The 20,797-nt window shown below is 62.1% G+C and carries 18 protein-coding genes; 14 read left to right on the top strand and 4 right to left on the bottom strand.

The genetic code is table 11. The annotated features are described in order from the left end of the window. Positions 1–160: 160 nt before the first annotated feature. The 5 genes from ABMA32_RS11770 to ABMA32_RS11750 all read left to right on the top strand — a co-directional run bounded on the left by ABMA32_RS11770 (position 161) and on the right by ABMA32_RS11750 (position 7,328). Positions 161–1,699, top strand: coding sequence for a trimethylamine methyltransferase family protein (locus ABMA32_RS11770; RefSeq protein WP_349013947.1), 1,539 nt, complete (start codon positions 161–163; stop codon positions 1,697–1,699). Positions 1,700–1,783: 84 nt separating this feature from the next. Beyond that, complete coding sequence (locus tag ABMA32_RS11765) at positions 1,784–4,222, top strand: GcvT family protein (RefSeq protein WP_349013946.1); 2,439 nt, start codon at positions 1,784–1,786, stop codon at positions 4,220–4,222. A 17-nt stretch (positions 4,223–4,239) separates the two neighbouring features. Then, positions 4,240–4,920, top strand: coding sequence for an isochorismatase family protein (locus tag ABMA32_RS11760; protein WP_349014723.1), 681 nt, complete (start codon positions 4,240–4,242; stop codon positions 4,918–4,920). Positions 4,921–5,043: 123 nt separating this feature from the next. Next, complete coding sequence (locus ABMA32_RS11755) at positions 5,044–5,415, top strand: DoxX family protein (protein ID WP_349013945.1); 372 nt, start codon at positions 5,044–5,046, stop codon at positions 5,413–5,415. 134 nt (positions 5,416–5,549) lie between these two features. Then, positions 5,550–7,328 carry a cation:proton antiporter domain-containing protein gene (locus ABMA32_RS11750; protein ID WP_349013944.1) on the top strand — a complete coding sequence of 593 codons (1,779 nt, stop codon included), beginning with the start codon at positions 5,550–5,552 and terminating at the stop codon, positions 7,326–7,328. 21 nt (positions 7,329–7,349) lie between these two features. On the opposite strand, the gene ABMA32_RS11745 is transcribed toward ABMA32_RS11750, so the two are convergent. Continuing rightward, positions 7,350–7,985 carry a TetR family transcriptional regulator C-terminal domain-containing protein gene (locus ABMA32_RS11745; protein WP_349013943.1) on the bottom strand — a complete coding sequence of 212 codons (636 nt, stop codon included), beginning with the start codon at positions 7,983–7,985 and terminating at the stop codon, positions 7,350–7,352. 230 nt (positions 7,986–8,215) lie between these two features. Here ABMA32_RS11745 and aptA point away from each other — a divergent pair, with 230 nt between their 5' ends. The 9 genes from aptA to ABMA32_RS11700 all read left to right on the top strand — a co-directional run bounded on the left by aptA (position 8,216) and on the right by ABMA32_RS11700 (position 16,636). Next, positions 8,216–9,544: an omega-aminotransferase AptA gene (aptA, locus tag ABMA32_RS11740; RefSeq protein WP_349013942.1), complete on the top strand. Its 1,329-nt coding sequence runs from the start codon at positions 8,216–8,218 to the stop codon at positions 9,542–9,544. A gap of 69 nt (positions 9,545–9,613) precedes the next feature. Continuing rightward, complete coding sequence (locus tag ABMA32_RS11735; protein ID WP_349013941.1) at positions 9,614–10,864, top strand: Zn-dependent hydrolase; 1,251 nt, start codon at positions 9,614–9,616, stop codon at positions 10,862–10,864. 13 nt (positions 10,865–10,877) lie between these two features. Further along, positions 10,878–11,774 (top strand): hypothetical protein, encoded by an 897-nt coding sequence (locus ABMA32_RS11730; RefSeq protein ID WP_349013940.1) that lies wholly within the window; start codon positions 10,878–10,880, stop codon positions 11,772–11,774. Between the two features lie 37 nt (positions 11,775–11,811). Beyond that, positions 11,812–12,153: a hypothetical protein gene (locus ABMA32_RS11725; RefSeq protein ID WP_349013939.1), complete on the top strand. Its 342-nt coding sequence runs from the start codon at positions 11,812–11,814 to the stop codon at positions 12,151–12,153. Next, entirely contained in the window at positions 12,150–12,953 is an 804-nt protein-coding gene (locus ABMA32_RS11720) for an ABC transporter ATP-binding protein (RefSeq protein ID WP_349013938.1), read from the top strand. Before ABMA32_RS11725 ends, ABMA32_RS11720 begins: the two co-directional genes overlap by 4 nt. A 6-nt stretch (positions 12,954–12,959) precedes the next feature. After that, on the top strand, positions 12,960–13,838 hold the full coding sequence (locus tag ABMA32_RS11715; protein ID WP_349013937.1) for an ABC transporter permease: 879 nt from the start codon (positions 12,960–12,962) through the stop codon (positions 13,836–13,838). Next, positions 13,835–14,989, top strand: a complete 1,155-nt coding sequence (locus ABMA32_RS11710; protein WP_349013936.1) for an ABC transporter permease — start codon at positions 13,835–13,837, stop codon at positions 14,987–14,989. Before ABMA32_RS11715 ends, ABMA32_RS11710 begins: the two co-directional genes overlap by 4 nt. 22 nt (positions 14,990–15,011) lie before the next feature. Then, positions 15,012–15,983 (top strand): ABC transporter substrate-binding protein, encoded by a 972-nt coding sequence (locus ABMA32_RS11705; RefSeq protein WP_349013935.1) that lies wholly within the window; start codon positions 15,012–15,014, stop codon positions 15,981–15,983. 101 nt (positions 15,984–16,084) lie between these two features. Continuing rightward, the gene (locus ABMA32_RS11700; RefSeq protein ID WP_349013934.1) at positions 16,085–16,636 is read left to right on the top strand and encodes a hypothetical protein; all 552 of its coding nucleotides are present in this window, start codon (positions 16,085–16,087) and stop codon (positions 16,634–16,636) included. 28 nt (positions 16,637–16,664) lie between these two features. Here the strand turns inward: ABMA32_RS11700 and gltS are convergent, their stop codons facing one another. Genes gltS through ABMA32_RS11685 form a run of 3 tightly spaced genes read right to left on the bottom strand, consistent with a single transcriptional unit; the run spans position 16,665 to position 20,742 of the window. Next, positions 16,665–17,867, bottom strand: a complete 1,203-nt coding sequence (gene gltS / locus ABMA32_RS11695) for a sodium/glutamate symporter (protein WP_349013933.1) — start codon at positions 17,865–17,867, stop codon at positions 16,665–16,667. A 53-nt stretch (positions 17,868–17,920) separates the two neighbouring features. Beyond that, on the bottom strand, positions 17,921–19,570 hold the full coding sequence (locus ABMA32_RS11690; RefSeq protein ID WP_349013932.1) for a thiamine pyrophosphate-binding protein: 1,650 nt from the start codon (positions 19,568–19,570) through the stop codon (positions 17,921–17,923). Beyond that, positions 19,567–20,742, bottom strand: coding sequence for a CaiB/BaiF CoA transferase family protein (locus ABMA32_RS11685; RefSeq protein WP_349013931.1), 1,176 nt, complete (start codon positions 20,740–20,742; stop codon positions 19,567–19,569). The genes ABMA32_RS11690 and ABMA32_RS11685 overlap by 4 nt, the downstream gene beginning before the upstream one ends. Positions 20,743–20,797: the final 55 nt, after the last annotated feature.

Raw genomic sequence — 20,797 nt, 5'->3', positions numbered from 1 at the left:
GCCTTTCCACCCGCCTTGGTTAACGGGATTGTTGATTTAACGACTATGAAAGCCGTAATTTCTACAAGGTCCTGCTGAGGTTGACGCCTCTGCGACAAACTCGCCCGCAAATGCCGTTTTTTCAATAGTCGGAAAACGCGGCTGTCGCTTAATTGCCCGCATGAATGGAATAAGACGGCGTCGGGGCAACGAACGGGCATCCCTAAAGGCGGTAACTGCGATTCCGCAGCTTTCACTGCGCCGCGCGCGCAATCCCTACCCGCCGATGCAATTGCTGTCGGCTGACCAGATCGAGGCCATTCACGAGGCCTCGCTTCACATCCTGGAAAACTTCGGAATCGAAGTGATGAGCGCAAGTGCGCTCGCCGTATTCGAGAAGGCGGGAGCCTCGATAGATGGCGCGTCGATGACCGTGAGGCTCGACCGAGGTCTTGTCGCCGAGGCGTTGAAAACCGCTCCTGCTGCGTTCACGCTGACGCCGCGAAACACGCAACGCGCGATCCCTCTCGGCGGCGACGCGATCAACTTCACCCTCGTCGCGGGCCCGCCCAACGTGCACGACATGGAGCGCGGCCGCCGCGCAGGCAACCTGCCTGACTATTGCGACCTGATCCGCCTGGCACAGCATTTCAACTGCATCCATATGCTGGGCAACCAGGTCTGCGCGCCGGTCGAGTTGCCGGCCAATTCGCGTCATCTCGACACTTACTTCGCCAACCTGACGCTGACGGACAAATCGTTCCACGTATCGGCGATCGGTCGGGGCAGGGCGCTCGATGGCATCGAGATGATGGCCATCGCCCGCGGCATGACGCGAGACCAGATGCGCGACGATCCGGGCGTGACCACCATCATCTCCGTCAACTCGCCGCGTCGCTTCGACGAGGCGATGCTGGATGGGCTGATGACTATGGCCGAACATGGCCAGTCGGTCGCGGTCACGCCCTTCACGCTCATGGGCGCAATGAGCCCGGTGACATTGGCCGGCGCGTTGGCACAGCAGAATGCCGAAGCGCTGTTCGGCGTCGTGCTAACGCAACTCGTGCGACCGGGCGCGCCGGTCATGTACGGGGCCTTTACCTCCAACGTCGACATGCGCTCCGGTGCGCCTGCCTTCGGCACGCCGGAGAACACCAAGGCCAATGTCGCATCCGGCCAGCTCGCGCGGCGCTACAACCTGCCGTACCGGACCACGCCGGGGTCTGCGTCCAACGCCGCTGACGCGCAAGGCGCCTACGAGACGATGATGGCGCTGTGGGGCGCGATCCTCGGCCATGGCAATCTTGTCTACCACGCCGCAGGCTGGCAGGAGGGCGGGCTGACGGCGAGTTTTGAAAAACTCATCATCGACGTCGAGATGATCCAGCACATGATGGAGTTCCTGCAGCCGATCGAGGTTAACGAGGGCGAACTCGCGCTCGACGCGCTCGGCCGTGTGCCGACCGGCGGGCATTTCTTCGGCGAGCCCCACACGCTGGAGCGCTATTCGACCGCCTTCTACCAGCCGATGCTTTCCAACTGGCAAAACTACGAGGCGTGGCAGGAAGCCGGTGGGCTCGACGCCGCGCAGCGAGCGACCCGGCTCTGGAAGAAGGCGCTGGAGGAATATGTCCAGCCGCCGATGGATCCTACCATCCGCGAAGAGCTCGAAGCCTATGTCGTGAAACGCCGGAAGAAGATCGGAAGCGGCGAGCCGTGACAAAAGCGCCTCGCTTTTCGATTCAACTGCTTCTCAATTCGATTCGCCAAATCTCTCCAACTCACTGAACCGGAAGACGAAAACATGAAGTCGCATGCGCAGGTCGTGGTCATCGGTGGAGGCGTCGTGGGCTGCTCGGTGCTCTACCATCTCGCCCGTTCCGGCTGGAAGGACGTCGTGCTGCTGGAACGCGACGAGTTGACCTCTGGCTCGACCTGGCATGCCGCCGGCGGCATGCACACGATCAACGGCGACCCCAACGTCGCCAAGCTGCAGAAATACACGATCGAGCTCTACAAGGAGATCGAGGAGCTTTCGGGGCAGGCGACCGGCGTGCATATAACAGGCGGTGTGCTGCTCGCCGCCACCGAGGCGCGCATGGACTGGCTGCGCGGCGTCGTCGCGAAGGGGCGCTATCTCGGTCTCGACCTCGAGGAGATATCGGCGGAAGAGGCGCACCGCCTGATGCCACTCATCGACCCCAAGCAGTTCGTCGGTGCGGTGCGCAACTCCGAGGATGGCCATCTCGATCCGGCCGGCGTAACGCACGCCTACGCTAAAGCGGCTCGCAAGCTTGGCGCCGATGTCGAGCGCTTCACCAAAGTCGAGGACATCGTGCGCCAGCCGGACGGCAAGTGGCGCGTCGTCACCAACAAGGGCGAGGTGATCGCAGAGCATGTCGTCAACGCCGGCGGCCTATGGGCGCGCGAGGTCGGGCGCATGGTCGGGCTCGAACTGCCTGTTCTCGCGATGGAGCACATGTACCTCATCACGGAGGACATGCCTGAGGTGGCCGAGGTCAATGCATCGACCGGCAAGGAGGTCATCCACGCGGTCGATTTCGACGGCGAGCTTTACCTGCGCCAGGAGCGTGGGGGCATGTTGATGGGCACTTACGAGAAGGCCAACAAGCCGTGGTCCGAATTCACGACGCCGTGGAATTTCGGCCACGAGCTTCTGGAGCCCGACATCGACCGCATCGCGCCTTCGCTCGAAGTCGGCTTCCGGCATTTCCCCGCTTTCCAGAAGGCGGGCATCAAGCAGATCATCAACGGCCCCTTCACCTTTGCGCCGGACGGCAACCCGCTGGTGGGGCCGGTGCGCGGCCTGCCGGGATTCTGGGTTGCGTGCGGCGTCATGGCCGGCTTTTCGCAGGGCGGCGGCGTCGGGCTGGCGCTCTCCAACTGGATGATCCACGGCGATCCGGGCTTCGACATCTGGGCTATGGACGTGGCGCGCTACGGCGACTGGGCGACGATGGCCTATACCAACGCCAAGGTGCGCGAGAACTATTCGCGGCGCTTCTCCATCCGCTTCCCCAACGAGGAACTACCTGCCGGCCGGCCGCTGAAGACGACGCCGATCTACGACCTGCTGGCAGCGCGAGGCGCGCAGTTTGGCGTCGCCTACGGGCTGGAGGTGCCGCTGTGGTACGCGCCGGAAGGCGTGAAGGACGAATTCTCGTGGCGGCGGTCGAGCGACTTCGAGCATGTCGGCCGCGAGGTCCGGGCAGTGCGCGACAGCGTCGGCCTGTCGGAAATCTCCTCCTTCGCGAAATACCGCGTTGTGGGGCAGGGTGCCGAGGCTTGGCTTGACGAAATGTTCGCCTGCAGGCTGCCGAAGCCCGGCCGCATGACGCTGGCCCCGATGCTGAAGGAAGACGGCAAGCTGATCGGCGACTTCACGCTCGCCAACGTATCCCGCGACGGCAGGGCCTCGGAATGGTTCCTGGCCGGTTCCGGCATCGCGGAGCAGTTCCACATGCGCTGGTTCGAGCAGCACCTGCCGGATGACGGCTCGGTCGCCATCGAGGCGCTCGGCCTGCGTCGCGTCGGTCTGTCCATTGCGGGGCCAAAGGCGCGCGACGTCCTCGCCAAGGTAACCCGCGCCGATGTCTCCAACGCTGCCTTCCCCTTCATGGCGATCCAGTCGATCGACATCGGCATGTCGCCCTGCCTCGTCGGGCGCGTCAGCTACACAGGCGATCTCGGCTACGAGATCTGGATGGCGCCGGAGTACCAGCGCAGCGTGTTCCACGCGCTGATGGAGGCTGGCGAGGAATTCGGCATTGCGCTCTTCGGCGGCCGGGCGCTGAACTCCCTCAGGCTGGAAAAAGGCTATGGCTCGTGGGCTCGTGAATACCGCCCGATCTACGGACCCCTTGAATCCGGCCTCGATCGCTTCGTGGCATACGGCAAGGAGGCCGATTTCATAGGCAAGGCTGCTGCGCTCGCCGAGCGCGACAGCGGCGGCAGGTTCAGGTTGCGGACATTCATTGTGGATACCGAGGACGCCGACGTCATCGGCGACGAAGCCATCTGGCACGGCGATAACGTGGTGGGCTGGGTGACATCCGGCGGCTATGCGCACGGTTCGGCTTTCTCGGTCGCGCTCGGTTATGGGCCGAAGGAGATCGCGGACGCGTCTGATGGTTTCGAGATCGAACTGCTTGGCAAACGCTATCCGGCCCGCATTCAGTCCGCTCCCCTGTTTGACGCAAATTTCGAAAGGCTGCGCGGATGAACGATGTCCTTGCTGCCATGCGAAGACCTTTGTCGATCGATGTCGGGAAAACCGCGCTTCTTTGTATCGACCTGCAGGAAGAGCATCGAAAGGACGAGCGCTACCTTGTCGATGGTTTTGACGTTGTGCTCAGGAACACGCGCAGTCTGCAGGAGGCCGCGCGGCGTGCCGGGATTTCTGTCTTGCACTTCTCCTACGTCGTGGACGTCGATGCGGCGACCACTCGGCGTTTTCACCCCCGTATGGCAGATGGCAGCTCTGCCTTTTCCGACAAGGACGATCCTCTGTCGGCCATTTGTCCGGAAGTCGCGCCCGACGCTGGAGAGCAGTTGATCGTCAAGACCGGGGCCAGTGCCTTCGCAACGGGGTTCGGCGACGATCTCCAGTCCAGCGACGTCGAATGGCTGATCGTTGCAGGCGTCTGGACGGAAGCCTGCGTCGATGCGACCGTGAAAGACGCGCTCAAGCGCGATTTGCGCGTGCTTCTGGTCAAGGATGCCTGCGGAAGCGGCTCCGTCGCGATGCACCAGACTGGCGTCCTCAACCTCGCCAACCGGCTTTTCGGTGGCGCGGTGGTGGATACTAATCGCGCGATACACTTGTTGAATAGACAGGAAGTGGAAGCGTGGACGCCGGCCTCGCCGGTGCCAATACGTTATGATGTCGGTACGCTGGCAGAGTTTTACAAAGGGCTCTGAACTGTGGTGCAAGGCTGGCCCGCGCACTGAACCAGACCCCGTAAAACCGGTTGACTGAGACTTTTGCCGCTTTCGGCCCGGCACCCTACCATTTATTGGTTGGGCGAACCCGGGGGGCGACGAGTGGCAACAACAGCAATTCTGATGGTAATCGGGCGTGTCGTTTTCGGCGCTTTCTTCCTGATCGCCGCGATAAGAAATTTCCTGCACTTCGGGGAACGCCGCGAGTTGGTGACGAACTATGGCTGGAAGCTGCCGGCGCCTCTTCTGGCGGTCGGATTTCTGGTGCAGTTGGTTGGTGGCCTGGCCCTCGTCTTCGGCATGTGGGTCATACCGGCGGCGACCGCGCTCATCATCTTCCTGGCGCTGGCCACGCCCCTCTACCACAACCTCTTTCTGTTTAGGGGCAAGGAGCGCGATCCGCATCTCTACCTGACGCTCGTCAACATCACATTGGCAGCAGGGCTCCTCCTCGTCATCGCCAATGCCACCTGATCCGGGCAGAACCTCGAGTCATTCACGCAAATTTTTTAGGCAGGGCAGTCAGAATGCCTCACAAGTGGCGAAAATTGTTTGACTAGTGCGGCCCGCGCCGACAGAAGGGAAATCAAGACTCCCGAGGTCGAACATTGCCACATGACGTAAACCTGATCGCGACGATTGCCGTTGGTTTCGTGCTGGCGTCGATTTTCGGATATCTGGCCGATCGCCTGCGATTGCCGGCCCTTGTGGGCTATCTCGTCGCCGGCGTGTTCGCTGGCCCCTTTACTCCCGGACACATTGCCGATCCGGCCATGGCGGGCCAACTAGCTGAAATCGGCGTTATTCTGCTTATGTTCGGGGTGGGCCTCCACTTCTCGGCATCCGACCTTCTCGCCGTGCGCGGTATCGCCATCGCCGGCGCCGTCGGCCAGATCCTTCTGGCGACGTTGATGGGCATGGCGCTAACCCATTTCTGGGGGTGGGACTTCGGCCACGGCGTCGTCTTCGGCCTGTGCATATCGGTTGCCTCAACGGTAGTGCTGCTGAAAGCGCTCGAGGAACGAAACCTCGTCCAGACGACCATGGGCCGCGTGGCCGTGGGCTGGCTGATCGTCGAGGATTTGGCGATGGTGCTGGCGCTCGTGCTGCTGCCCGCCTTTGCGACGGCCTTGGGCGGTCATGCGGATGCCGCGCATGCGGCTCCTGACCAAGGGCCCGTATGGCTTGTCCTCCTCCTGACGCTCGCCAAAGTGGCCGGCTTCGTCCTGATCGCGGCGCTTGTCGGACCTCGTGTCGTGCCAGGCATCCTGATCCGGGTGGCGAAAACAGGGTCGCGCGAGCTCTTCACGCTCTCGGTGCTCGCGCTTGCGCTCGGCATTGCCTTCGGCTCGGCGGCGGCGTTCGGTGTGTCCTTTGCGCTTGGCGCGTTCTTCGCCGGCGTCATCATGGGCGAGTCGCAGCTCAGCCATCGCGCGGCAGCCAATTCGCTGCCGCTTCAGGATGCGTTCTCGGTTCTGTTCTTTGTGTCCATCGGCATGCTCTTCGATCCGACGGTCATCGTCGACAAGCCGCTCGAGGTCCTTGCCATCGTCTTTCTCATTGTCGTTGGCAAGCCGATCGCGGCATTTTTGATTGTTCTTTTGCTGCGTTTCCCTGTCAGGCTCGGTCTCGGTGTTTCCGCCAGCCTGGCGCAGATCGGCGAGTTCTCGTTCATCCTTGCCGGTCTCGGGGCGACCTATGGCTTGATGACAAATGAAGGCCAGAGCCTGATCCTGGCCGCGGCTATCCTGTCGATCACCGTCAACCCTCTGGCCTTCATGGCAGCGGACGCCGTCGGCAAATGGGCCGGACGGCGCTTTCCCGACTGGGCGGAAAATTTCGGAAAGACGAAGGAGCGCGCTCTGGCGGCCGAACTGCGTCGCATTCGCTCCGAGACCGAGAAACGCGAGCACGAACAGGCCCGCAAGATCACGGAATTCGTCGAAACGTTCCCGCTGTTCAAGGCCGTCAACGCTGAGGATCAGGAGGAACTGCTCCTGCTTTTCGTGCCGAGGACGGCCTCTCCCGGCGAGCGCGTCGTGCGCGTGGGCGAAAAAGGGGATGCGATGTATTTCGTCGTCTCCGGGACCGTGACGGTCAATGTCAACGGAACGGGTGTCGAACTCAAGGCAGGGTCGTTCTTTGGCGAGATGTCGCTTTTGACCGGAGCGCCCCGGACCGCCGACGTGACGGCCGTGGACTACTGTAACTTCCTCGTTCTCTCGCAGCGTGACTTCAGGCAGTTCACCTCGCGCCATCCTGCCGTGCGCGAGGCGGTGCAGGCGATGGCGGAGGAGCGTCTCGCCATGAACCGCGCCGCCGCGACTGTGGTTGATCATCATTCAGACGAGCAATTGGACAGCGGAGCTTCCACGGCCGATCGCTGACGGCGTGCCCGATCAGGGAGACTACGTGGTTCTCGGCTTCAGCCCATCCAGAAAAAGCTGTTCCAGATAGCGCGCGGCGTCCTCGAAGCGGCCTTCGCCTCCGCGGTTCGGACCGAGCACCGCGCGCACCTGCACGTCGAAATCAGCATAATGCTGAGTCGTCGCCCAAATCGAGAAGATCAGATGCCAGGGGTCGGTGCGCACGATCTTGCCGTCCCGCATCCAGCCCCTGATGACCTCCGCCTTTTCATCGACCAGCGTCTTCAACTCACCTTCCAGCATGGGGGTGATGCGCGGTGCGCCCTGCAGGATTTCGTTCGCGAAGAGCCGGCTTTCCCGAGGAAAGTCCCGCGCCATCTCCAGCTTGCGGCGGATGTAGCCGCGCAGTTCGGTCAAGGGATCGCCGACATTGTCCAGTTCGCGCAACGGCGCTAGCCATGTGTCGAGCAGGCGTTTCAGCAAGGCTTCGTGGATGTCTTCCTTGCGCCGGAAATAGTAGAGCAGGTTGGGCTTCGACATTCCCGCCGCGTCGGCGATCTGGTCGATGGTAGAGCCCCGAAAGCCATGGGCCGAAAAGACCTCAAGCGCCGCGTCCAGAATCACTTCGCGCTTTTCCTGCTGGATTCGGGTGCGCTTGAGACCGGCGGGGGACGTCATGAGGTGCAACTTCTCTGTATATGGGCCTCGATCTGGACCAATCCTCTGGACCAGTTTTTGTTAACCTGTGGAACGCGCCCATCCGGCAGCATTTCGGTATCAGTCCCCTTGACCGCCTCTTTGGCGGTGCTAACCTTTGTCCATTCGGTCAAAATTTGCGTAGCATAAAAGCGCCGGCCGGACCAAGCGTTGGCATCTCCGCAACGGGTTATTGAAAGGAAAGCTTGGTCATGTCGAACCGGCTGAGGGTTACGCCGAACGATCTCAACGCATTCTGGATGCCGTTCACATCGAACCGGCAATTCAAGCAGGCGCCACGCATGCTGGCCGCCGCCAAGGACATGCACTACACTACTACCGACGGACGCAAGATTCTCGACGGCACTGCCGGCCTCTGGTGCGTGAACGCTGGCCACTGCCGTCCGCTGATCACCGAGGCGATCCAGAAGCAGGCCGCTGAGCTCGACTACGCGCCGGCCTTCCAGATGGGTCACCCGATCGTATTCGAGCTTTCCAACCGGCTTATCGATATCGCGCCGGCAGGCATGGAGCATGTGTTCTACACCAATTCCGGATCGGAATCGGTCGAGACGGCCCTCAAGGTCGCGCTCGCCTATCACCGCGTGAAGGGCAATGGCTCCAGAACCCGTCTGATCGGCCGCGAGCGCGGTTATCACGGCGTCAATTTCGGCGGCATCTCCGTCGGCGGCATCGTCGCCAACCGCAAGATGTTCGGCACGCTGCTGACCGGCGTCGACCACATGCCGCACACGCACAACCTTGCCAAGAACGCCTTCACCAAGGGCGAGCCAGAGCATGGCGGCGACCTTGCTGATGAGCTGGAGCGGATCGTCACTCTGCATGACGCCTCGACAATCGCCGCCGTCATCGTGGAACCCGTCGCCGGCTCGACCGGTGTCTTGATACCGCCGAAGGGCTATCTCAAGCGTCTTCGCGACATCTGCACCAAGCACGGCATCCTGCTGATTTTCGACGAGGTCATCACTGGTTTCGGTCGTCTCGGCGCTCCGTTCGCGACCGACTATTTCGGTGTCACGCCGGACATGATCACCACAGCCAAGGGCGTCACCAACGGCGTCGTTCCGATGGGCGCGGTGTTCGTCACGAAGGAAATCCACGATGCCTTCATGACAGGACCCGAGCACATGATCGAGTTCTTCCACGGCTACACCTATTCCGGCAATCCGATTGCCTGCGCCGCAGCGCTCGGCACGCTCGACACCTACAAGGAAGAGGGACTGCTGACGCGCGGCGAGGAGCTCGCTCCTTACTGGGAGGATGCGCTTCACTCGCTGAAGGGCGAACCCCACGTAATCGACATCAGGAACATCGGCCTTATCGGCGCGATCGAACTTGAGCCCATTGCCGGTAGCCCGACCAAGCGGGCCTTCTCTGCCTTCGTGGACGCCTTCGAAAAGGGCGCCTTGATCCGCACCACGGGCGACATCATCGCGCTGTCGCCGCCGCTGATCATCACCAAGGGCCAGATCAACGAACTGATCGACCATGTCCGCGATGTGCTAAGGACGATCGATTGACACGAACGACCGCCGGGGTGGCGACGGGAACCGCCGCCCCGACGATGAACTGGAATGAGAGGGAAATGCATGGCCGCTCCCGGTGAGAATCTGCGAATCAATTCAGACCGTTTGTGGAATTCGCTGATGGACATGGCGAAGATCGGCCCCGGCGTTGCCGGCGGCAACAATCGCCAGACCTTGACCGACGAGGACGGGGAGGGACGGCACCTCTTCCAGAAATGGTGTGACGCAGCCGGCCTAACCACGGGCGTCGATCAACTCGGCACCATGTTCGCTCGTCGCGAGGGCACCGATCCCGATGCACTGCCGGTCTATGTCGGTAGCCACCTCGACACCCAACCGACCGGCGGCAAGTATGACGGTGTGCTCGGCGTGCTGGCTGGGCTCGAGGTGATCCGCACGCTCAACGACCTGGACATCAAGACGAAGCATCCGATCGTCGTCACCAACTGGACGAACGAGGAGGGCGCGCGCTTCGCTCCCGCCATGCTGGCGTCGGGGGTATTCGCCGGCGTCCACACGCTCGACTATGCCTATTCGCGCACCGACGGCGATGGCAAGGTTTTCGGCGAGGAACTGAAGCGCATTGGCTGGCTGGGCGACGAGCCGGTCGGCCAGCGCAAGATGCACGCCTATTTCGAATACCATATCGAGCAGGGGCCGATCCTCGAGGCCGAGAACAAGACTATCGGCGTGGTCACGCATTGTCAGGGCCTATGGTGGCTGGAGTTCACGCTGACCGGCAAGGAAGCCCACACCGGCTCGACGCCGATGGATTTGCGGGTGAACGCCGGGCTCGCCATGGCGCGCATCTTTGAGATGGTCCAGAATGTGGCAATGGGAAACCAGCCCGGAGCGGTCGGCGGCGTCGGTCAGGTCCGTTTCTGGCCTAATTCGCGCAATGTGCTGCCGGGCAAGGTCGTCTTCACGGTCGACATCCGCTCACCCGACCAAGCCAAGCTCGACCGGATGCGCGCGACCATCGAAGCCGAGGCGGCAAAGATCGCGGCGGGGCTTGGCGTGGGCAGTTCGGTCGAGGCGGTTGGCCATTTCGACCCGGTGACCTTCGATCCGACGCTTGTCAGTCGGGTTCGTGCGGCAGCCGAGAAGCTCGGCTATTCGCACAGGAACATCATTTCGGGCGCCGGCCACGACGCCTGCTGGGCGGCCAAGGTGGCGCCGGCCACCATGATCATGTGCCCCTGTGTCGACGGCCTCTCGCACAACGAGGCCGAGGAGATATCGCCCGAATGGGCTGCAGCCGGTTGCGACGTCCTCTTCCACGCTGTCGCCGAGACAGCGGTCATCGTCGACTGACGGCGGGGGGCGGATGGACGTAGAAGGTCTTCTCCACAGCGTCATCCGATTTTCGAACTTCATGACGTCGCGGCTGATCGTCGCCGGCGTCGTCTTCTACGTCGCCTCCGGCTTCACCGACATAGGCAGTTCCTCGGAAGGGTTCCTTCCCGACATGGACCTGATCAACAACGTCGTGGAGAACTACCAGAACATCTTCGACGTGCTCGGCGTCTCTGATTTCGCCCTTCTGCTCATCCTGTTCGTCTTTCTGACCACGATCCATCTCATCTACATCGTGTTCGAGCGGGTCGGCAGCTACATCCCGCCGGCCATCGTGCCGCTGGCAGGCGGTACGGCGATTGACGACGTGACGCTCAGCGCCTTCGACATTCTGCGCGAGGCCCGCGGCGAGGAGCATACCGACGAAGAGAACCAGCGACTTTATGAGTTCAAGAAGAAGCTGAAGGAGATAGAGCTGGAGGTTGACGCCCGCTTCAGTGGCGAGCTGACCGGCGAGGAAACGGCGTTTCGAATCTCCAAGACTTTCATCATCTTTTCGCTGGGCGTCTGGATCTATGCCATGCTGGCAGGCACCTACACCGGCGACAAGAACATACTCCTGATCATCCTGACCCTGTCGATCCTGACCGCGCTATACACCTCTTTCGCCATCTTCAGGAGCAACCACTCCCGCATATCGAGCCTTCGCGAGGACGTGATTTATCAGTTCACGGGCTTTGCGCGCATATGGGCGGCTGAGGAATACCAGAGACGCATTGCGGATGCCTGCGCGCCGTCGCGCGAGCTCAAGCCCGCCGCATTCGCCGTTCTGGTGCCTGTCTACGGCACGCTCGATGTGTTTTTGGAGGATTGGCGAAGGTGGCGGCGCTTGCGGCGTTTGAAAAGGCTACGGGGGACAAATGGGTAGGCGGCGATACAGGATTCCCGGTGTTGCCGCGGGGCTTATGCTTCTTTCGTTTCCCGCCTTGGCGGTGGAACTCGACATTGCCGGCGACTACGGCAACGAGGCGGGGTGCCGTCATGCCAAAACGAACGACTACAGCGAAGACGACATGGTGCTCCTGACACGCAAGAACGTCAGCACCTACGTGACCATGTGCAGCTTCGTCCAGATTTTCCCAGCCGAGGCAAACAGCCAAGTCATGATCGTCACTTGCGGTCACGAAGGCGAGGGAGAAACGACGCTCGGCCTCATGCGTGTGCAAAAGAGCCAGGACGGTATGGACGCGTATCTCGTATTCGACGAAGCTGGCACCCTGTGGGGTAAGGTTGGGCGGTGCTCATGACGGTTACGGAAGCCACGGCCGCGGCATCGGTCGTTCAGGCAAAGGGTCTCGGGCTGACGTTCCGGACCAATGACGGGCCCGTGCAGGCTCTGACCGACGTCAATCTTACCATCGGCAAGGGCGAGTTCGTGTCCTTCATCGGGCCTTCCGGCTGCGGCAAGACTACCTTCCTGCGCGTCATCGCCGATCTTGAGAAGCCGACGGAGGGTACGATCTCCGTCAACGGGTTGAGCCCTGAGCAGGCGCGCGAAAAGCGGGCTTACGGCTATGTATTCCAGGCCGCCGCGCTGTTTCCATGGCGCACCATTGCCAAGAACATCGCGTTGCCGCTGGAAATCATGGGCATTTCCGACGTGGAGCGGAAAGAGCGCATCAAGCGGGTGATGGATCTCGTCAACCTGACCGGCTTCGAGAACAAGTATCCCTGGCAGCTTTCGGGCGGCATGCAGCAGCGCGCCTCCATTGCCCGCGCGCTCGCCTTCGATGCCGACCTGCTGCTGATGGACGAGCCGTTCGGCGCGCTGGACGAGATCGTGCGCGACCACTTGAACAAACAGCTTCTGGAGCTTTGGGCGCGTACCAACAAGACGATCTGCTTCGTTACGCACTCCATTCCCGAGGCTGTCTATCTTTCGACCCGCATCGTCGTCATGTCGCCGCGCCCTGGCCGCGTGACCGACGTGATCGAATCGACGCTGCCGAAGGAGCGGCCGCTCGATATCAGGGAGTCGCCGGAATTCCTCGCCATCGCGCACCGCGTCCGCGACGGTCTTCATGCTGGCCATTCCTATGAGGATTGACGCCCGATGAACCGCACGCTGGAAAATGTCGTGCCCGTGCTGACCATCCTCGCAGGGATGGTCGTTGCCTGGTACGTTGCGGCCGTGCTGCTCAACGCTCCGTTCCAGCGCGATCTCGATCGGCGCGCCGGCGAGACTCCGGGCACGATCGAGTTCATCGACAAGACACTGTCGCAACCTAAGCCGACCATGCCCGCACCACACCAGGTCGCGCAGAATTTCTTCGAGAACACGTTTCTCAGGAAAATCACCAGCAATCGCAGCCTCGTCTACAATGCATGGATCACGCTGTCCTCGACGCTGCTCGGCTTCGCTTTCGGCACGGCGCTGGGTATCCTGATTGCAGTTGGCGTCGTGCATCTCACGGCCCTCGACCGTAGCCTGATGCCCTGGATCATCGCCTCGCAGACAATCCCGATCCTCGCCATCGCGCCCATGGTGATTGTCGTGTTTGCGGCTGTCGGCGTAACAGGGCTGATCCCAAAGTCGCTGATCTCGACCTACCTATCCTTCTTCCCCGTCGCGGTGGGCATGGTGAAGGGGTTGCGTTCGCCTGAAATCATGCATCTCGACCTGATGCACACCTACAATGCCAGTTCCTCGCAGGTGTTCTGGAAGCTACGTGTGCCGGCTTCCGTGCCGTATCTCTTTGCGTCAATGAAGGTTGCGGTTGCGGCGAGCCTCGTCGGCGCCATTGTCGCCGAACTGCCCACGGGCGCGGTCGCGGGCATCGGCGCGAAGCTGTTGTCCGCCTCCTACTACAGCCAGACGATCGACATGTGGTCGGCGCTAGTCGCCGGTTCGATCGTCGCGGCGCTGCTGGTGACCATCGTCGGCATCGTCGGTCGCATGGTCGAGCATTCGATGGGGGCAAGGCCAGCATGAGCCGCTTCCGTCCCTCATGGCAGGCCTTGGCGGCGCTGGTGCTGGTCATCTTCGTGCTTCTGCTCGGCCCGCTGACGAAACCTGAAGCCGAAGCGCTCGCCAACCCGACTGCGACGATAAACTATCCCTATCTCGGTACAGGCAGCCTAATGATCTGGCTGCTGGTCGTCGGGTCGCTTCTCGCGATGTTCAGCCTGCCGCGCCTGTTCGAGGCCACGCTGCTTTTCGTCGTCGCGCATCTCGTCGCCGAATTGCTGCTCACCGGCATTGCCGGCTTTGAAGGTTCGGCGCTAACACCGTATTACATGATACTCGCTGCCGCGTGGCTGCTCGCATGGCGCTGCGTCACGGTGCTTTCCGCCTTCAAGCCCGCGACTCAGGCCCTGCGCGTCGCGTTGCGCCTCGTCATTCCGCTTATCTTCGGCATCTGGATCCTGATCATCTGGGAAGCGATCGTTCGCGGCGCGGGCATCCCCTTCATTCTGCTGCCGCCGCCGTCCGTTATCGGCACGACGATCGTCAATTCGATCCCGACGCTCGCCGCCGACGTCAACCAGACGATCTTCAAGTCCGTCGTTGCTGGCTACATCGTCGGATGCGGCTCTGGTTTCGTGACCGCTATCCTCGCGGACAGGGTGTCCTTCCTGCGGCGCGGACTGCTTCCGATCGGGAACATGGTCTCGGCGCTGCCGATCATTGGCGTTGCGCCGATCATGGTCATGTGGTTCGGCTTCGACTGGCACTCGAAGGCTGCCGTTGTGGCCATCATGACCTTCTTCCCCATGCTGGTGAACACTGTGGCGGGGCTTGCCGAGGCCGGGCACATGGAGCGCGATCTGATGCGCACCTATGCTTCGAACTATACGCAGACGCTGATCAAGCTCAGGCTGCCTGCGGCTGCTCCCTTTATCTTCAATGCGCTGAAGATAAACTCGACACTGGCGCTGATCGGGGCGATCGTTGCGGAGTTCTTCGGGACGCCGACCGTGGGCATGGGTTTCCGCATCTCCACGGCCGTCGGCCGCATGGACATCGACATGGTGTGGGCCGAAATCGCAGTTGCGGCGCTGGTCGGTTCGGTCTTCTATGGGTTAATCGCCCTCGCAGAAAGGGCGGCGACATTTTGGCATCCGTCTGTCCGTGGTGGATAGGCGCACTTCAGAGGGTAGTACAATGAAGAAACTGATGGTTCCCATGCTCGCGAGCGCGCTGTCGCTCGCCGCATTCCAGGCAATGGCTGCCGACAAGGTGACGCTGCAGCTGAAATGGGTGACGCAGTCGCAGTTTGCCGGCTACTACGTTGCCAAGGACAAGGGTTTCTACGAGGAAGAAGGCCTTGACGTGGAGATCAAGCCGGGCGGCCCCGACATCGCGCCCGAGCAGGTGATCGCCGGTGGCGGCGCTGATGTCATCGTCGACTGGATGGGCGGCGCGCTGGCTGCCCGCGACAAGGGTGTTCCGCTCATCAACATCGCGCAGCCGTTCAAGAAGGCGGGCATGGAAATGGTCTGCCCGGCGGACGGCCCGGTCAAGACGGAAGCCGACTTCAAGGGCAAGACGCTCGGCGTCTGGTTCTTCGGCAACGAATATCCGTTCTACGCCTGGATGAACAAGCTCGGTCTGCCGACTGAAGGCGGAGCGGACGGCGTCACGGTTCTGAAGCAGAGCTTCGACGTACAGCCGCTGATCCAGAAGCAGGCTGACTGCATCTCGGTCATGACCTACAATGAGTATTGGCAGCTCATCGACGCCGGGTACAAGCCTGAAGACCTGATCGTGTTCAACTACACGGCCATGGGCAACGACCTGCTCGAAGACGGCCTCTATGTCATGGAAGACAAGCTTTCCGATCCGGCCTTCGAGGAGAAGATGGTGAAATTCGTCCGCGCCTCGATGAAGGGCTGGAAGTACGCCACCGAAAACCCGGACGAGGCTGCTGATATCGTCGTCGAGAACGGCGGTCAGGACGAAAATCACCAGAAGCGCATGATGGGCGAAGTCGCCAAGCTGATCGACAATGCCGATGGCAAGCTCATCCCGGCTGCATACGACCGCACCGCGAAGGCACTCCTCGACCAGAAGATCATCTCCAAGCCGGCCGAGGGCGGATACACCACCGCAATCACCGACAAGGCGATCCCGTGATCTGAACGGTTTCTGTAAAGCGAAAGGGGCGGGCGACCGCCCCTTTCTTATTTCTTAATGTTTCCGTGGACTCCTTCTTCGATCCCATCCGGAGGCAGCCCATGCTCGACGAGGTCGCCAGAGCCGTCAGCGCCAGTGTCGGTATCGCTCCCTGCCACGATTTCGGGTCGGTTCACCTCGGGAAGATCGGCTACACCGATTGCGAGACAAGACTTTCGATCGAAAGCTGGCAGGGCGCTTGGTATGTACGCATGGAGGTGGTCCACAGTCGGGGTTGGAGCTACCGCAAGACGAGCGTTGTGAAATGGCCCTACAGCCGCAGAGGTCCGCGCGACTTGGCTGTCGTGCTCGAGGACCTCGCGGTCCTGGCGTGTTTTCCGCCGTCGCCGCCGCTGCCCGACAGCCGCGGCTCGCTGGGCAGGCTGGTCGATCGGTTAATCCGGCGACGAAATTACGGGAGGTACGAGTTTAGGTCCACGCTCGAAGTCACCCCCAGGGTTTCCGTGCACGCCGAAATCAATGCGTATGGCAACAAGCCAGAGATCTCTCTGTTCGAGAAGGTCGAATCGCGAGGCTTCATCCTTGGGCAAGTGCCGCACGATGCAATTTCAGCCATATCGAGCGCGCTCGACGCTTACCAAATGGATGGCTGACCGGTCGGTCCGGTCGAGAGCCTGCCGATCAGCGGATCATGAAGCTGATCGCAACCACGTTCGCTAGGTCGAGGAAGAAGGCCGAGACCAGAGGTAGAATGATGAATGCGATCGGCGCGGCGCCGTGAGTTTTTGTAACTGCCGTCATGTTGGCGATCGCAGTAGGCGTTGCACCGAGCGCGACGCCGGTGAAGCCCGCCGAGATAACGGCCGCGTTGTATGTCCGTCCCATGGCCGGGAACACCACGAACACGATGTAGATGACGGTGGCAAGTGTCTGGAACACCAGCACAAGGACGAGCGCCGGTCCAAGACCGCCGAGCGTCCACAGTTGCATGCTCATCAGCGACATCGACAGGAAGATGTTGAGCGACAGGTCCGACAGCAGCGAGAGCGAGCGGGTCCGCGTCGGCCACTGCAGCCTCGGTAGCAGGCGAGGGACGGTGTTCGTCAGCACGATGGCGACGAGCAGACAGACCACGAAAGACGGCATTCTTATTCCAAGTTCGTCCACCAGTTCCCAGACGCCAAGGCCAATCAGGATGGCGGCGTTCAGGACAAGGATAGTCCGTAGCAGGCTGACATGGTTGAGGTCGTCGCCCTGCTGCCCGGATTGGTCCGGCAGGCCGATTACCGGAGCGTCCTCGACGGGCCCGGATAGTTTGTAGCGTGCGATAAGGCGACCTGCGACTGGGCCGCCGACGAGACTGGCCAGGACGAGCCCAAGAGTTGCGACGGCCATGCCGACCTCAAGCGCGTTGTTAAGGTTGAAGCGCTCGGCAACGACAGGCGCCCAGGCGATCGTGGTGCCATGGCCGCCCATCAGCGATGCCGAGCCCAGGAACACCGCCAGCCCTTCAGGCAGGTTGAGAAGACGCACGCTGCCGATCGCGATGATGTTCTGGATCACCAGATAGACCAGCGTGACGCCGAGCAGGATCGCAAGCGTCCTGCCGCCGGCTAGCAGATCGGAGAGGCGGGCATTGAGGCCGAGGCCGGTGAAAAAATAGAGTAGCAGCATGTCGCGTGCCCCCAGTTCGAAGCTGATCGAAACGTCGAACAGCCTGTAGGCCAGCAGGGTCGCGACCGACGCCAGAAGTCCTCCGGTCACCGCCTGCGGAATGTTCCAGCGCTTCAGTTGCGGGATCATGTTGTTGATGCCCGCGCCGAGAAAGAACACGACGATGGAGATCGTGAACGTCAGCAGCCCTGGGACCGTCAGGTTCGTCATGCGATAGGCCCTCCACAGCAAGAGGTTTCCCTTCTTGCCCTTATCTCAGGGGTCTATCGCCCCTCTCGAATCTGCGTCAGCGTTTTCGTAGGCGTGATGGCTTCGGGGTCGAGCTTTATCTCGATGATCGCCGGCTTGCCGCTCGCTCGCGCACGCTCGAAGGCAGGCGCGAACTCGGCCGTCTCCACAACTGTCTCGCCATGTCCTCCAAAGGCGCGTGCGTAGGCTGCGAAGTCTGGGTTCTTCAGCGTCGTTCCAGAGACCCGCCCGGGATAGTCCCGCTCCTGATGCATGCGGATCGTGCCGTAGATGCCGTTGTTCAGGATGACTACGATGATCGGCAGGCCGTACTGGACGGCGGTCGCGAACTCCTGCCCGTGCATGAGGAAATCGCCGTCGCCGGCCCAGGCGATCACCTCGCGGTCGGGGAACGTCGCCTTCGCCGCCACACTCGCCGGCAGGCCATAACCCATCGAGCCGGATGTCGGCGCGCTTTGCGTGTTGAAGCGGCGGTGGCGATGGTAGCGGTGGATCCAGGTGGCGAAATTGCCCGCGCCGTTGCAGATGATCGCGTCCCCGGGCAGCTTTTCCTCAAGCCAGGCCATGATCGGCCCCATATGCACCTTGCCGGGGCCTGTCACTGGAGGCGTCGACCATTCCAGATAGCCTTGATGCAACTCTTCGGTGCGGTTTGCCCAGACTGGCGTCTTTGTCGGCGCGGTTGCCGAAAACGCTTCGGCAAAGGCTGTTGGCGTCGCATTGATCGCCACGGTCGGCCGGTAGACACGCCCGAGTTCGTGCGGGTCGGGGTAGACATGCACAAGCTTCTGATCGGGGTACGGGCTTTTCAGGAGTGTATAGTCCGAAGACGGCATCTCGCCGAAGCGGCAGCCGACGAGGATCACGAGGTCGGCTTCCTTTATATAGCTGCCGAGCTTGGGGTTGATGCCGATGCCGACGTCGCCGGCATAGCTCGAATGCATCTGGTCGCAGAGCGCCTGCCTGCGGAAACTGCAGCCCACCGGCAGCGACCAGCGCTCCAGCGCTCCGCACATCTGCTTGACCGCGCCCTCGGTCCAGCGCGTGCCGCCTAGGATGACGAAAGGCCGCTCGGCCTTTTCCAGAAGGGCCTGCAAGGCTTCGATCTCGGCCGCCCCGGGCCGGGTCTCGACCGGCGTGTAGGGTAGCGGCGCCGGTGCATCCACCTCGTCCCTCAACATGTCTTCGGGCAGCGAGATCACCACCGGTCCCGGCCGCCCGGAGGTGGCAACTGCAAAAGCGCGGGTAACCAGTTCGGGAATGCGCGCCGCGTCTTCGATCTCCACTACCCATTTTGCGATATCGCCGTAGAAGCGCTTGTAATCGACCTCCTGGAAGGCCTCGCGCTCCTTGATGCCGCGCCCGATCTGCCCGATGAACAGGATCATCGGGTTGGAATCCTGCCGCGCGATGTGGACGCCGGCCGATGCGTTGGTTGCACCAGGGCCGCGCGTGACGAAGCAGATGCCGGGTTTCCCGGTCAGCCGGCCCTCGCAGTCGGCCATCATGGCGGCGCCGCCTTCCTGGCGGCAGACGATGTTCTCAATTTTCGAATCGTGCAGCGCGTCCAGCACGGCCAGATAGCTTTCGCCCGGCACGCTGAAGATGCGCTGGACGCCATTGGCCTCGAGCGCGTCGACGATCAATTGTCCGCCGGTTCTCATGGGCGCTTGTTCTCCAGTTCTGCAAGGACTTCTTCGGTGTGCTCGCCAAGGCGCGGCGATGGCCTCTCATAGGCCAGCGGTGTGCCGCCCATCCTCATCGGTGCGCGAACCGACGGCAGCGTGTTTCCATGGCCATCATCTAGGTCCATGCGCATTCCGCGCGCGATGACCTGCGGGTCCTCGAACATCTGCGCGATGTTGTTGATCGGGCTCGCTGGCACGGCGGCGGCATCGAGCAGCGGCAGCAGCGTGTCACGTTCCCATTTCGCAAGCGTCTCGATCAGCGTCGCCCGCAGCCGCGCTCGGTTCGTCACGCGCGCGGGGTTGGTCGCGAAGTCGGGGTCGGTCGTCAGGCCGCCGAGTCCGACGACCTTGCAGAAACGGTGGAACTGCCCGTCATTGCCGACAGCGAGGATGAAGAAGCCGTCCTTCACCGGTAGCACCTCGTAGGGCGCTATGTTCATGTGGGCGTTGCCCATCTGGACGGGCGGCTTGCCGGAGACGAGATAGTTCAGGTTCTGGTTGCCCAGCACGGAAACCTGCGTGTCGAGCAGCGCCATGTCGATCTGCTGCCCTTCGCCCGTGGCCTCGGCATGGCGCAGCGCCGCCTGTATCGCGATCACCGAATAAAGGCCGGTGAAGATGTCCGAGACGGCGACGCCCACCTTCTGCGGCTCGCGGCCGGCCTCGCCGGTGATCGACATCAGCCCGCCGATCCCCTGGATGATGAAGTCGTAGCCGGCGCGCGGCGCATAGGGGCCGTCCTGCCCGAAACCGGTGATCGAACAATAGACCAGCTTCGGATTGATGGCCTTCAGGCTCTCATAGTCGAGACCGTATTTCTTCAGCCCGCCGACCTTGAAGTTCTCGATCAGCACGTCGGCCGTCGCGACGAGCTTTCTGATCGTTTCCGCGCCTTCAGGCGTGGCGAAATCGACCGCGATGGAACGCTTGCCGCGATTGCAGGAGTGATAATAGGCGGCCGAAAGGTTCTCGCCGTCATGGCCAGTGACGAAGGGCGGGCCCCATTTGCGCGTGTCGTCGCCGCCGTCGGGGTTCTCGACCTTGATCACATCGGCGCCGAGATCGGCCAGAAGCTGGCCGGCCCACGGTCCCGCAAGGATGCGGGCTAGTTCGATCACGCGGATGCCCCGCAGGGGAGGCTGAGACATGGTGCGGTCCTTCTGTCGGCAGCCGTTTATCAGGTCTGCGGGCGTCATGTAACCG

The organism is Mesorhizobium quangtriensis, from assembly GCF_040081925.1.
Classification (GTDB): Bacteria; Pseudomonadota; Alphaproteobacteria; order Rhizobiales; family Rhizobiaceae; genus Mesorhizobium_K; species Mesorhizobium_K quangtriensis.
The sequence above is the reverse complement of the archived record's forward strand: the minus strand, read 5'-3'. Positions and strand labels throughout refer to the sequence as shown.